Below are 14,666 nucleotides of genomic sequence, written 5' to 3'. Positions count from 1 at the left end.
TGAAGGTTGAGCAGGTCATATTAAGCAATATTGATAGATGTGCTCAGTAGTTATGCTAAAGAATGAAACCAAGCTTACTATTGAATCTGAATTTTCAGGAGGAAAATAAAATGAACCAACTAAAGGGAATACACCACGTAACAGCTATTACCAGTAGTGCAGAAAAGAACTATGAATTTTTCACCTATGTATTAGGGATGCGTTTAGTTAAAAAAACAGTCAATCAAGATGATATTCAAACCTATCATTTATTCTTTGCTGATGATAAAGGCAGTGCGGGCACAGACATGACATTCTTTGACTTCCCAGGCATCCCAAAAGGTATGCATGGTACAAACGAGATTTCTAAGACCTCTTTCCGTGTACCAAATGATGCAGCATTGGATTATTGGGTAAAACGGTTTGATCGTTTAGACGTCAAGCATACTGGAATTAAAGAGCAATTTGGCAAGAAAACTCTCTCTTTCGTTGATTTCGATGATCAACAATATCAATTAATTTCAGATGAATTAAATAGAGGCGTAGAATCTGGTACCCCTTGGCAAAAGGGTCCTATCCCATTGGAGCATGCCATTACGGGTTTAGGTCCTGTCTTTGTTCGGATTGCGAACTTTGATTACTTCAAAGAAATATTGGAAAAAGCACTATTATTTAAAGAAACGGCTCAGGAAGGATCCTTCCATTTATTCGAAGTAGGAGAAGGCGGTAATGGAGCATCCGTTATTGTAGAGCACAATACTGTTCTCCCTCAAGCTCGACAAGGGTATGGCACCGTACACCATGCTGCATTCCGCGTAGAGGATCGCTCCGTATTGGATGAATGGACAGAAAGATTGAGTAGTTTGGGATTCTCGACATCCGGTTATGTCAATCGTCACTTTTTTGAGTCTTTATATGCAAGAGTTGCTCCACAAATTTTATTTGAGTTTGCTACAGATGGCCCTGGTTTTATGGGGGATGAACCTTACGAAACCCTTGGGGAAAAACTATCTTTACCTCCGTTCTTAGAGCCTAAACGTGAACAAATTGAAAAATTAGTACGCCCTATAGATACAGTGAGAAGTACGAGGGAAATCATCAAAGAATAGTAACTGTTTCATAATTTCAATCCCTCCGATAAATAGGAAAGAGATTTTAATAAGCCAGTACATTAAGAATGAATTTCTTGAATGTACTGGCTTATTTTTTTGTTTAGTATCAGCGAGAAAACACTCAAATGGCTTTATTTACAAGTGGGGTAAGAAGTCTAACAAATGGAGGGGTGTAATTCTACCTCATGCTTACCAAGTACATAAAAGAGACGGAGAATATAAAGACTATTACTTGTAGAATAGGTAATTATATAATAGTTTGCTATAATAAGGGAATTATATAGTGGGTCATTTGGAGGGGTATTCATGTTTGAAATTTTAGAACCCATTCTTATCAAGAGTGGATTAGCTAGAATGTTTGATTTAAGAATTAAGGATGATAACACAGCAAATTCAAGACCATGGGTTTCATATCGAGTTAAGAGTAATATTTATAAAATAAGGGCGTTTGAACTATGGGGAGAAGGTCCCGAACTATTTAGGATTTATCACGCGGATAATATAAATGGCAGCCTTAAAACATTGTTGGATTCCTTTCCAGAGGTGTCAACCTCCAAAAGATCATATACGGACTTTAAGACAGATGATTATGTTTCTTTAGCTACTAAAATAGCTGATATTCTACAATCAGATGAAATCATAATAGAGAGCAAAGCCAACAGTAAGCTAGCTCGTACATCCAAATTTGAGGGGCTTGAACTACCTGATGTGGATACATCACTAGAAAATGTCTTAGGACAAACCTTTACATGGAGAGAAGTAATTGCTATTTGGGAAGATAATTCAGAAGATAATAAGCTAAAACAGGTTTTGCGTCAAAATGGGATTTACATTCAACGATCCGAAGATGGAAAAAGTAGATACATAGGAAGTGCCTATAACAGTGACGGAATTTTAGGTAGATGGATGGCTCATTTAAATTCACTTGGTGATGCACAACATCTTAATTTGTTTGTTCTAGAAAACGGTTATAATTCAGTCATCTTTTCAGTCATTGAATTTATGGAAGGGACGGATTCTGAAATCATCAAGCGAGAGTCGATGTGGAAAAAGACTCTTGGAACGATCAATCGTGGTCCTTATAATGGAATTCAGTTAAATAATAATTAATAGAATAAGAGCGTTGGATATATAGTTAGAACAACATCCTATGCAATATTTTGATTGCAACAAAGAACGAATAGAATCAGATGCTAGTGGTCCAAGGGAGGATACATATCAATGACAGAAGAACATCACAAACATGACAATAATTTTAAACAGTTATTCAAGTTTTCCGTGAAAGACTTTATGAAGCTCTTCTACAATAAATTATATCTAGACTTGGACACAAACGGGAGATGGTTGGCATTAAGCGAGGATGTCACGTCACCTTATAGGCATCTATATCAGCACTTGCTAGAAAAAGATGATGGAAAGAAGTATTTAGACAGAGCCTTTTTGGTTCGAATGGATAATGTAGACAAAAACGAAATTATTCTTCATTTTGAGTATCAATCAACGAACGACAACAATATGGATGAAAGGGTAAGGGACTATCACAATCTTCTTACTCACACATTCAACAATATTCCTATTCTTTCAATTTTAATAGGTTTTAGAGGGTTTAAACACACAACTACAAAGAAGTTCGCTTATAATTTTATGAGTTACGGAATGAAATCTCACAAATCCTTTGATTATGATTTGATTAACTTAACTGAGCGAAAATGGGTATGGAATGCGCCGCTATTTTATAACACGAAGGACCCGAACCCCGTCGCTATTGCATTTTGGGGATTAATGTCAGATAATAAAGTTATTAAAAAAGATGGTGTTATGATGATGTTGGAAGGGCACAGGTTATTAGCCCAAATACAATCTAAGGCAGACTATCCCGAACAATTATCTCAACCTTACAAATTCCTTTTTGATTACGTTTATAACGATATGAGCTCTAAACAAATAGACGAGTTTGAAAAGGGTCTTGAGGAATTAAAGAAAAGTGATGAGGGGGAAAAAGTCGTGGAATTAATCAAAGTTGCACAAAGAGGACTGCATTACAAATCTGAAACCGATAAAATTGTAGAAGGTTTAATTAAAACTTCTCTTGAGACAAACCATGTTTCTGGGAAAGAGAAAATCATTGAAGAATTAAATCACACGTTTGATAGCAGCATCATTTCTCATTCTTGGGAATTAATTAGCCAGGACCCTACAGGAGAATCTTTAAAGAAATTCTTGAACATAGAAGAGAGCAAGGTTATCTAATCTAGCTCTCTTTTTTATTTGTCCAATTTTCTAGGAACTGTACCGCCACATCGATCCCTTCAGATAAGTCCCGTTTCTGTTTCTTGAGCTGGGTAATTAAATCGGTAATATCTTTTTGAAGCGGGTGTGTTTGCATCCGCTTAAATTCATGAATAAGCAAATTAAGTTGCTGGTAGATATCCATGCTATGAACGTGCAGTTTCTTCCTTATATCACCGATATGTCTAAACTCATACTCCGATTGCATTTCAAATACCTTCTTCAATATTTTTCCTACCTGTTCCTCTGATTCACAATTCTTTAATTCAATCATATATTCATCCGTTAAGGGAGCGTTTGGCTGAAATGGTATTGGATCTATAGAGAGTATGAGTTCATTTTTATCCGGTGATAGTTCCATCTTCTTGTTTAAGTATTCATATATAAAGCGTTTTCGCTCTTCAAATGTATCCCTAACCGGTTCCATTTCATACACCTCCTGTCAAATTCATTAATATATCTATTACCACAATATATAATTTATAACCTTTAATATATTTGGTTTCAAAATAAAATCAAAACTATATTCTTTTGGTTATATATCTCGGAAATTGATATAAATGAAATAGAGGGATCATTCATGTGCATAGGAGATATTTGTTGAAGTTGGCAATAAAGTATGAAGTAACTGAGTGTATCTGGCCTTATTCCTAACCCTGTTGTGTCCCGCAAAGGTAGGATAATGAATAGCATTGAAAAAATGATTATCAGATATTAATACAAAATATCACATTTGGTTATATAGTTTAATAATTTTTTATTTTTATATCAGCATTAAAGATAACATTTTTCTAATTTATTGCAATTTAAACCGATTAAATAGTATTATATGGTTATATACTAATCGATATGGGGTAAATACAATGACATTAGATAAAAAGGATGCTTTACCTTTATACAAACAGCTGACCGATCTAATTCGTAGTGATATTGAAGTAGGAAAGTTTAAAAAAGGTCAAAAAATTCCAACAGAAGTTGAATTGAGTAAACTCTATAATGTTAGCAGAATTACGGTACGTAATGCTCTAGAAGAGTTGGCGAAAGAAAATCTTTTAATTCGAAAACAGGGGAAAGGCACATTCGTAAACACTGAGAAGTTAAGTAGAGGGATAAGTGGTTCTATAAGTTTCTCAGATATGTGTCGTGAATCTGGTTGTAAACCGGGTGCAAAGGTTATTAAGTGTGTAATTGAAGATGCAAATGATAAGGATACTGAGGTGTTACAATTAGAACCCAACTCAAAGATCATCGTAATCGAGCGTATTCGTTATGCGGATGGGGTACCAGTTGCATTTGAAATTTCCCGATTACCGGAACGCTTCACTTTTTTATTGGATGAAGACTTGAACGATACTTCCATGTTTTCAATTCTGGCTGAAAAGTATGGTATTGTCTTTACGAATCCTAGAAAAGAAATTGAGTTAACGTATTCCACATATGAAATGTCACGTTACCTTAGTTTATCATTAAGTCATCCACTTCTATTAATAACGGGTCTATCTTATGATAAAGAAGGTATACCAACCCATCGATCCATGCAATTTATTGTCGCAGACAAGTTCAAATTCGTTGTATAAGTAGATGTTTACAAGAAGCGTTGAAAGTAGCCATTCAATTGCTTTATAAAAGACTAGCACATAATTCAAACAATTTTCCATTCGTTGTTTGGGTTATGTGCTTTTTGTTCTATCGGCATTCAATTGTATTATTCTGAAAATAAATATAATTCAATGAAATCATATTGACATATTAGAATGAAGTTGTAATACTATTTGTTATAACCTATAAACTCCACGATATAACCTTCTGTAACAATTAGCATTAAGATCGTCATTTGTACCATTCACAACTAACGCTTTACAGTTGTTTTAAAAGAATCAGTGTGTTTTGACTTTATTTCTATTGAGAAAAATAGATATTAAACCAATAAAGTTACTAAATTGTTATAATATTTCAAAAAGTTATTGAAATACTCCGCATATATGGTACTATATTGTTATGGAAAGTAGATATACAATATAATACAAATAGAGAGGGAGTACATAAACATGGAAATTAAATCAATTATTAGTGAAATTAAACAGAAGGTAGATGCAGCAGGTGGATTAAAAGTAGTTTATTTCGTTGCATGTGGTGGATCTCAAGCTGCTATTTATCCGGCTAAGTACTTAATGCAGAGTGAAGCGAAAAATATAGCAACTGCAATTTATAACAGTAACGAGTTTGTACATGCTACTCCAGCAGCCTTAAATGAACAAACAATTTGTATTATATGTTCTTTAAATGCAACTCCAGAAACAGTAGAAGCTGTAAAGGTGGCAAACAATGCAGGTGCTATTACCATCGCAATGACTGGGTCACCTGATACGTTAATGGCACAAAATGGTCAGTATAAAGTGATTTATTCAAATGGAGACAATCAGGTATACTCTCAGGCAAACCAAGCGCTAGCTTTAAAATTAGGATTTGAAATCCTTCATCAATTTGAAGATTACCAAAACTATGAAGTTGCTATGGCTGCATATGATCAAATTGATGATATTGTTGCTTCTGCGAAAGAGAACCTACTTCCAAAGGCTCAAAGATTTGCACTAGATTTTAAGGATGATGAAATCTTTTATGTGTTAGGTAGTGGACCGCTATTCGGTACAGCTTATACAATGGCTTGCTGTCACTTCATGGAGATGCAATGGAAACATGCTGTTGTGTTAAACTCTGGCGAATATTTCCATGGTCCATTCGAAACAACTGACAAATCTCTTCCATTCGTATTACTAAAAAGCTTAGGACGTACTCGTCCGATGGATGAAAGGGTAGAAACATTCTTGAATCAATACGCAGAGCGATTTATCGTAATCGATGCAGAAGAGGTAGGCTTAAACGAAATCGATCCTTCTGTTGCTGAATTCTTCAATTCTGTTGTAATGATACCGGTAGAAAGATATTTCGTTTACCAAATGTCGCTTATTCGAAATCATTCAATGAATGACCGCCGTTACATGTGGAAAGTTGCGTACTAAAATAAATCACGCCTTCTTTTTGATGGATATTCGGCCTCTAACAAAGGGGCCGTTTTCCAAATAAAAAAGTATTAATAGCAAAGCGATTTTAGAGAAAAGGTGACAGGAAGTATAGATATTTAAGAAGAGGTACTATTTTTATATTTACAGAATGATTCTAAATAGGCTTTATTGACAAAATTATAAATTTTCTGTAAATATAGTTACAAAATTGTTACATATTTAAGTTTGTTAGATTAATAGGGTAATGAATTTCCAAAAGGAGGAAACTGTATGAGCTACATGGTAGGCGTGGATGTTGGGGGGACTTTTACAGATGTTACATTGGTTGATAGTAAAACGGGAGAGATCAAAAATCACAAGGTTTCTTCAACCCCTGAAGATCCTTCACGGGCCATTATGAAAGGTATAAAAGATATTCTAGAAATAAATGATATTGCCGAAAGTGATGTCCAATATTTAGCGCATGGAACGACGGTTGCTACCAATGCCCTAATTGAACGAAAAGGTGCGGTTACTGGTCTTATCGTTACAGAAGGATTTCGTGATTTACTTGAAATTGGACGTCAAACCCGTCCTAGTTTATACAATTTCTTCGAAGAAAAACCTCAACCCGTTATTCCTGGCAATTTAAGATATGAAGCTAGCGAAAGGCTTTTAGCAAATGGTGAAGTGTATAAGGTCATTAATGAAGACAGCCTACACAAAGCCATTGATGCATTAAAGGAACAAGGGGTAAAATCGATCGCAGTTTGTTTCCTATTCTCTTATTTAAATCCAGAGCATGAAAAATTTGCAGTTAAGGAAATTAAAAAGCGTTTTCCGGATGTATACGTTTCAGCTTCCCATGAGATTGTTCCTGAGTTTCGTGAATACTCCAGATTAAGTACAACAGCATTGAACGCCTACTTAGGGCCAGTAATGAAGAACTATATGGAAAACTTCTTGAATTCAGTAAAGGAATATGGAATTCCGGTGGAACCCTATATCACACAATCTAATGGTGGAATTATCTCCATTCATGAATCAGTTGCCTCACCTTTACGTACTGCTGTATCAGGCCCTGCTGCAGGAGTGGTAGCAGCTAAGAATTTAGCAGAGCTTACTGGATATAAAAATATGATTACTTTCGATATGGGAGGTACATCAGCGGACTTTAGTTTAATTGAAAATGGAGAACCTAAGATTTCTATGGAAAGAGAAGTGGAAGGTTTTCCTGCCCGTATCCCTATGTTAGATATTCATGCTTGTGGTGCTGGTGGTGGCTCGATTGCTTATATTGATAACGGTGGAGCATTAAAGGTGGGTCCTGAAAGCGCCGGTTCTACACCTGGTCCTGCGTCTTACGGTCGAGGAGGCACAAGGCCAACTGTTACGGATGCAAACCTTTTACTTGGTCGGTTAAATCCGAAAGAGATATTAGGAGGTCGTATGTCAGTAGATATGGATGCTGCAAAGCAGGCCATTCAAGAACACATTTGTAACCAATCGAAGCTTACTTTAGAAGAAGCAACAGCGGGGATTATCTCTGTAGTTAATGCTAATATGTCACGGGCCATTCGATTAATCTCTATTCAAAAGGGACATGATCCAAGAGACTTTACTCTTGTATCATTTGGTGGAGCGGGTGGATTGCATTGTAGTGCTCTAGCTAAAGAGTTAAATATTCCTAGAGTCTTAATTCCACCTTCACCAGGAACCTTTTGCTCATTAGGCTTGTTGGTTACAGATGTAAGAACAGATTATGTTCGTTCAACATTGGAAGATGCCTCACCAGAAAGTATGAATGTAGTTGCCTCGCATTTTAAGGAGTTAAAAAATGAAGGGGTTAAATTACTGGAAAAAGAGAATATCCCTGAGTCAAAACGCAAATATGAGTTGGTTATCGACGTACGATTCAAAGGGCAAAACTATGAAATTCCCATTCCGGTTGAATGGGCTGAGTTGACATCAGCTGGTTTTGCGGCATTAAAGGAACGTTTTCAAGAAGAGCATGAAAAGATTTATGGTTATGCCAAGAAGGATGGGATTTTAGAATTTGTAAACTATCGTCTAACTGCTGTAGGTCAATTACCTAAAGCAAGATTTGAAAAATCAACTGCTGCAAACGAAACGGCAATCCCTAGAGCTGCTCGTCAGGTTTATTTTTCTGAAATTGAAAGACCGGGGTATTACGAAACAAAAATCTATGATCGCAAAAATCTTAAGCCAGGGAATAAAGTTCAAGGTCCTTTAATCGTCGAACAAATGGATACAACGATATTAGTCCTACCCGACCAAACTATGGAGGTAGATGATTATGGGAATCTGATTATAAATACGTTTGGTGGGGAGGAGTAAAAGAATGGTGAATCAAGTAGATCCTATTACTCTAGAAATTGTTGGGAACTTATTGCTTTCTGTGGCTGAAGAGATGGGAATCACTCTTGTTAAAACAGCTTTTTCAACGAATATCAAAGAACGGAAAGATTGTTCAACGGCTGTTTTTGATGCAAAGGGAAATATGACAGCTCAAGCGGAGTATGTACCGATGCATTTAGGCTCAATGTTAGATGTAGTCAATGAAGTCCTAAAAAGATACCCTACAGATTCAATTTATCCAGGGGATATGTTTGTTACGAATGATCCTTACTCAGGTGGGGGGACTCATTTACCGGATATCACCATGGTTGCGCCAGTATTCGAGACAGATAAATTAGTAGGTTTTGTAGCGAACATTGCCCACCATTCTGATATTGGTGGAATGGTTCCAGGTAGTGTATCGCCTGATTCAACGACGATTTATCAAGAAGGCTTGCGTATTCCTCTTGTGAAAATTTGTTCTAAAGGTGAATTAATAAGAGAAAGTTATGATTTTATCACACTCAATACGAGAACTCCGGTCGAAAGACAAGGAGACTTAGATGCTCAGATCGCTTCCAATAAAGCGGGTGTTAGAAGACTACAAGAAGTAGTTAGAAAATATGGTGTAGATTATTTTGAAGCATGCACGGATGCACTACTGGATTATGCAGAAGAGTTAATGCGAGCTGGAATTCGTTCATTACCAAATGGTACCTATACATTTGAGGACTATTTAGATGATGCGGGAACACATTCACAGGATCCGGTTCTCATTCGTGCCCAAATCACAATTGATGAAAGCAATGCCATTGTGGATTTTGAAGGAACCAGTCCACAGGTTCCGGGACCACTCAATATGGTATATTCCGGCTTAGTTACAACCATCTTCTATTGCTTTAAGGCGGTTGCTGGGCAAAATGTTTTCTCGAATCAAGGTATTTATCGTCCATTAACAGTGAAGGCTCCAAAGGGTTCCATCGTCAATTGTACATTGCCGGTCCCGGTAGGACAAAGGATTGATACTTCGCAACGTGTGGTAGACGTCATTCTTGGGGCGCTCTCCAAGGTTGCACCTGAACGAGTATTGGCAGCATGTAACAGTGTTGTAACCTCGGCGATCTTCTCAGGAACCAACCCAAACACAGAAAATTACTTTGTCTATTTAGAAACCATTGCGGGTGGTTCGGGTGCACATGCATTTGGAGATGGACTTAGTGGAGTACAGGTTCATATGACCAACACTTCTAATCTACCAGTAGAAGCACTTGAAAGAGAGTATCCAATCTTAATTGAGAAGTATGCGCTTCGAACGGATTCGGGTGGAGCAGGCTTACACCGTGGAGGATTAGGAATTCAACGTGACTATCGTATTTTAACCGATGGCCTTTCCTATACCGGTCTTGGGGATCGACATAAGTTTGCACCTTGGGGAATTAATGGTGGAAAAGAAGGAAGTCCTGGTATTTTCTCTTTTGCAAAGAACGGAAAAGAAGAAATTAAATTAAGTTCAAAAGTATCCGAACTTCCATTAAATAAAGGTGATGTTGTTAGAGTAAGTTCACCTGGATCAGGAGGATTTGGATCACCATTTGAAAGAAATCCAGAGTTAGTTTTATTTGATGTTATTGATCAGAAGGTCTCGGTAGAAAAAGCTTTAGAAGACTATGGTGTTAGTATCATTTATAAAAATGGAACCTACTCTATTGATATAGAAGAAACAAAGAGAAATAGGCTTGGTGTCTTGCAAAATAGTATTTAATAATAGAGCGCTCTCTACAGGTTTAATAAGAAAGTCAAGGTAGGAGCGCTTTTTATCAAAATTTGTTTTTAATATAATAAGAGTTTTGTGTTAATTTTCGAATAAGATTGAATATTCTCATAATAGGACTTATAATATATTATAACAAAACAATACCAATGGGCGTTCTAATAGGAGTTAGGAGGGATGTTTGTGGGGAATGCACTTCTTGATATAAAGGGTTTATCGACTGTATTTAATACAGATTATGGTGTTTTTCCAGCCATAAAGGATGTCAACTTGTCCCTAAAAAAAGGTGAAACGTTATGTATCGTAGGTGAGAGTGGGAGTGGAAAAACCATTACATCTATGTCACTTATGCAGCTTCTACCTTCTTCCGGGAAAATAGCATCAGGTGAGATTCTTTTCCAAGATATAGATTTGGTGAAATTAAACAGAGTAGAGATGAACAAAATTAGAGGGAAGTCTATCTCGATGATCTTCCAGGATCCAATGTCAGCCCTTGATCCTGTATTTACTTGCGGAAGTCAAATAACGGAAGCGATCCAAATTCATGAGGACATTTCGAAAGAAGAGGCTAAAAGGAGAGCAATCGAACTGTTGAAGGAGGTTGGAATCCCTCACCCTGAAACCATATTTGATGCATATCCCCATGAACTTTCTGGTGGAATGTGCCAACGTGTCATGATTGCGATGGCCCTATCCTGTAAACCAGACTTATTAATTGCCGATGAACCGACAACTGCTTTGGACGTGACTGTGCAAGCTAGAATTTTAGATTTATTAAATAAAATCAAAAAAGAGTTTAATATGGCCATTCTGCTAATTACCCATGATTTAGGAGTAGTAGCCGAAATGGCTGATCGAGTTGCCGTTATGTATGCGGGGCAAATCGTCGAAGAAGCAGATGTAATGACCATATTTAAAAAGCCCAAACACCCGTATACGAAAGGGTTAATCAAATCAGTTCCACCATTACATCAGGTTGATAAAACCCTATATAGCATTCCAGGAAATGTTCCGACAATTAATTCAATGCCAAAAGGCTGTAGATTTAATCCACGTTGTTCTTTTGCTACAGATTTGTGTGTTGAAAAGGAACCAGAGTTACAAAAGATCAAATCCAATCATACGGCTAAATGTTGGCATATAAACGAAGGAGTGTGAGGAGACATTGAAAAGTAACACTCTTTTAGAGGTTAAAAATGTAAAAAAACACTTTCCTGTTAGTGATAAAAAATTATTTTCTACACATAAAAATTATGTTCAAGCAGTAAATGGTGTTAGCTTTACCATTAATGAAGGAGAAACCTTTGGTTTAGTTGGTGAATCCGGATGCGGTAAAAGTACTTTGGCACGTTTGATTATGGGGTTAATCAAAGCAGATAGTGGTGAAATCAACTTTGAAGGTAGAAATTTCCTAGAATTACGTGGGAGGGAACTACGTAAAAGCCGAAAGCAAATGCAAATGGTATTCCAGAAACCCTATGAATCCCTCAATCCTAAAATGACCGTTGGACAGATCATTAGTGCACCGTTTGATATACATGGGGTTTATAACAAACAAGAACGTGTACAAAAGGTTAAGGATTTACTAGAAATGGTGGGCTTAAGTCAGCAGTATATCAATCGATATCCACATGAATTTTCTGGAGGTCAAAGACAGCGAATCGGAATTGCGCGTGCGATTGCCTTAAACCCAAAATTAGTTATTTGTGATGAAGCGGTATCTGCGCTTGACGTCTCTATTCAATCTCAAATTTTAAATCTATTAAATGAATTACAAAAAGAATTTAAACTAACTTATTTGTTTATCTCCCATGATTTATCAGTCGTAAAACATGTGAGCGATAAAATTGGTGTGATGTATTTAGGAGAAATCGTTGAGGTTGGGGACGCGGAGAAGATCTACAAAAATCCTAAGCACCCATATACGCAAGCTTTACTTTCAGCAATTCCAATCCCAGATCCTACCTTTAAAAAGGAACGAATTGTCCTCGATGGAGATCTACCTAGTCCGATTAATCCGCCGAGTGGTTGCCGATTAAGTACAAGATGTCCTTATGTTATACCACTTTGTAAAGAAATGAAACCAGAGCTAAGTACGATAGGTTCCAATCACATGGCTGCTTGTCATTTATTCTCTGAATCCAAATTACAAAAGATCAATTAAATTTTCCGAGAAGTTGGGGGTGAGATTATTGCTTCGTTTTGTATCGAAAAACGTTGGAGTAGCTATTGTTCAAATTTTCATCGTTGCGACCCTGGTATTTTTATTGCTTCGTTTCATGCCTGGAGATCCTGCAGTTTTAGTATTAGGTACAGAAAGAGGCGCTGATCCAGCTGCTGTTGAAGCGATGCGTGCGACCCTTGGTTTGGATCAGCCACTATTAACACAGTACTTTACTTGGTTTGCAGATATACTCAGATTGGACTTTGGACAATCTCTATTTAATAACATTGATGTTACTACATATCTAGCTGAAAGGCTTCCCAAAACTCTTGAATTAGCAGTTGTTGCAATTATTATCGGGTCAATTATCGGAATCAGTCTTGGAATTATTGCTGCTGTCAAACGAGGCGGAGTTGTAGATATGATTGTTTCATCTATTGCAGCAGCTGGATTATCCTTCCCAGTGTATGTAACTGGTACCGTGTTAATTTTACTTTTAAGCTTACAATTGAATTTGTTACCTGCAAGTGGGTATACCGCTTTTTCAGAAGACCCGGTTGCCCATATCCAAAAGTTGTTCCTCCCTGCCATTACGGTAGCCCTACCGCTGGCTGCATCGATCGCGAGAATGACTCGATCCTCTATGCTTGAGGTCTTGGGCAAGGACTTTGTTCAGACGTTACGTGCTAAAGGCCTAGCTGAAAAAATGATCATTTTCAAGCATGTACTTAGAAACGCCATTATTTCTGTTATCACAGTAATAGGCTTAGAGTTAGCTAATTTAATTGGTGGAACCGTATTAATTGAGTTTTTATTCAACTGGCCTGGATTAAGTTCATTATTAGTAGAATCCATTAATAACCGTAACTATCCGATTATTCAAGGTTCAATTATCGTAATCGCAGCATTCTACATTCTTATTAATAGAGCGGTTGAAATCATTTATGGGTTAATGGATCCTAGAACACGTTAACCAAGTATTTTTATAGAAAGAGGGTGGGAGGATGGCTCGGAAGTTTTTACATCACAAAACATTCATCGTTAGTTTTATCATACTTCTTCCGATTCTCATTATTGCACTTATTGGTCCATGGATTGCCCCAAATGATCCTTTAGAAATCGATTCTACCAACGTACTAAAAAGCGGTACATCCGGGCATCTATTAGGAACCGATGAATATGGAAGAGATATACTTAGTCGTCTAATCTTAGGTATTCGTCCAACTATGCTTGTGGCAATCGGAGCAACGTTAATCGCATTTTTTGGAGGAGTCGGGTTGGGTGTAATAGCCGGTTATGCTCGAGGATTTACTGAAAAAATGATCATGCGAGCAATCGACATTGTTTTATGTTTCCCACCGATTCTACTTGCCTTAATGGTTGTTGGATTTTGGGGTTCTGGTGTAAAAAACCTTATTTTGATTATCGGTGTACTTTATATCCCGCGTTTCGCACGGATTACCCATTCAGCCACACTTCAAGTTAAAGGATTGGAATATGTACAAAGTGAACTTTCTTTAGGAGCTTCTCATTTTAGGGTCATCACCAAAGCGATTCTACCCAATATCATGTCTCCGTTAATTATCCAAATCAGCTTAACGATAGCGGCCGCTATTTTACTAGAATCTGGATTAAGTTTCTTAGGGCTAGGAGTGGTTCCGCCTGAACCATCATGGGGACAAATGATTGGTGATGCTCGAGGTTATATTTATAACAATCCAATGTATGTTATCTGGCCTTCATTATGTCTGGGTGTAACGATGCTTGCCATTAATTTAATGGGAGATAGTTTTAGAGATATCTTAGACCCGAGACTGAAGAATAAACAGTAGAAGGTATTAAAAGCGTTTACCATATATTTTTATTGGTAGTGTCAAAAGTTCTATGAAAACTATGTAAAGTATTAGATCACTTCCATTGGGGGGACGTGAGGCCCCGCAATCGCTCTTGACAAACAGTCGAAAAAGGTTGCGATAAAAGTATCAAGGGCG

Annotated in this window: 12 protein-coding genes; 11 read left to right on the top strand and 1 reads right to left on the bottom strand. The window is 37.0% G+C overall.

The window, feature by feature from the left end:
- Positions 1 to 110 precede the first annotated feature (110 nt).
- The 3 genes from ACFFHF_RS09250 (at position 111) to ACFFHF_RS09240 (ending at position 3,341) form a co-directional block, all read left to right on the top strand.
- On the top strand, positions 111 to 1,088 hold the full coding sequence (locus tag ACFFHF_RS09250) for a ring-cleaving dioxygenase (RefSeq protein ID WP_340903712.1): 978 nt from the start codon (positions 111 to 113) through the stop codon (positions 1,086 to 1,088).
- Positions 1,089 to 1,397: 309 nt separating this feature from the next.
- Entirely contained in the window at positions 1,398 to 2,201 is an 804-nt protein-coding gene (locus ACFFHF_RS09245) for a GIY-YIG nuclease family protein (RefSeq protein WP_340903711.1), read from the top strand.
- Positions 2,202 to 2,312: 111 nt separating this feature from the next.
- The gene (locus ACFFHF_RS09240) at positions 2,313 to 3,341 is read left to right on the top strand and encodes an RpnC/YadD family protein (protein ID WP_340903710.1); all 1,029 of its coding nucleotides are present in this window, start codon (positions 2,313 to 2,315) and stop codon (positions 3,339 to 3,341) included.
- 1 nt (position 3,342) lies between these two features.
- Here ACFFHF_RS09240 and ACFFHF_RS09235 read toward each other — a convergent pair whose 3' ends face one another.
- Positions 3,343 to 3,807 carry a hypothetical protein gene (locus ACFFHF_RS09235; RefSeq protein WP_160547775.1) on the bottom strand — a complete coding sequence of 155 codons (465 nt, stop codon included), beginning with the start codon at positions 3,805 to 3,807 and terminating at the stop codon, positions 3,343 to 3,345.
- A gap of 436 nt (positions 3,808 to 4,243) precedes the next feature.
- On the opposite strand from ACFFHF_RS09235, the gene ACFFHF_RS09230 reads away from it, so the two are divergent.
- The 8 genes from ACFFHF_RS09230 to ACFFHF_RS09195 all read left to right on the top strand — a co-directional run bounded on the left by ACFFHF_RS09230 (position 4,244) and on the right by ACFFHF_RS09195 (position 14,507).
- On the top strand, positions 4,244 to 4,957 hold the full coding sequence (locus ACFFHF_RS09230; RefSeq protein WP_340903709.1) for a GntR family transcriptional regulator: 714 nt from the start codon (positions 4,244 to 4,246) through the stop codon (positions 4,955 to 4,957).
- Positions 4,958 to 5,428: 471 nt separating this feature from the next.
- Positions 5,429 to 6,400 (top strand): SIS domain-containing protein, encoded by a 972-nt coding sequence (locus ACFFHF_RS09225; protein ID WP_340903708.1) that lies wholly within the window; start codon positions 5,429 to 5,431, stop codon positions 6,398 to 6,400.
- 273 nt (positions 6,401 to 6,673) lie between these two features.
- Entirely contained in the window at positions 6,674 to 8,740 is a 2,067-nt protein-coding gene (locus ACFFHF_RS09220) for a hydantoinase/oxoprolinase family protein (protein WP_340903707.1), read from the top strand.
- Positions 8,741 to 8,744: 4 nt separating this feature from the next.
- A complete protein-coding gene (locus tag ACFFHF_RS09215; protein ID WP_377057935.1) occupies positions 8,745 to 10,502 on the top strand; it encodes a hydantoinase B/oxoprolinase family protein in 1,758 nt (585 codons plus the stop codon).
- 192 nt (positions 10,503 to 10,694) lie between these two features.
- Positions 10,695 to 11,669 (top strand): ABC transporter ATP-binding protein, encoded by a 975-nt coding sequence (locus ACFFHF_RS09210; RefSeq protein WP_377057934.1) that lies wholly within the window; start codon positions 10,695 to 10,697, stop codon positions 11,667 to 11,669.
- Positions 11,670 to 11,676: 7 nt separating this feature from the next.
- The gene (locus ACFFHF_RS09205) at positions 11,677 to 12,675 is read left to right on the top strand and encodes an ABC transporter ATP-binding protein (RefSeq protein ID WP_340903703.1); all 999 of its coding nucleotides are present in this window, start codon (positions 11,677 to 11,679) and stop codon (positions 12,673 to 12,675) included.
- Between the two features lie 28 nt (positions 12,676 to 12,703).
- Entirely contained in the window at positions 12,704 to 13,648 is a 945-nt protein-coding gene (locus ACFFHF_RS09200; RefSeq protein ID WP_340903701.1) for an ABC transporter permease, read from the top strand.
- A gap of 31 nt (positions 13,649 to 13,679) precedes the next feature.
- Positions 13,680 to 14,507 carry an ABC transporter permease gene (locus tag ACFFHF_RS09195; protein ID WP_160547767.1) on the top strand — a complete coding sequence of 276 codons (828 nt, stop codon included), beginning with the start codon at positions 13,680 to 13,682 and terminating at the stop codon, positions 14,505 to 14,507.
- Positions 14,508 to 14,666 lie beyond the last annotated feature (159 nt).

Source organism: Robertmurraya beringensis (genome assembly GCF_042433785.1).
Taxonomy (GTDB): domain Bacteria; phylum Bacillota; class Bacilli; order Bacillales; family Cytobacillaceae; genus Robertmurraya_A; species Robertmurraya_A beringensis.
Note: the sequence above shows the minus strand (reverse complement) of the source record. Positions and strands in the feature narration are given on the sequence as shown.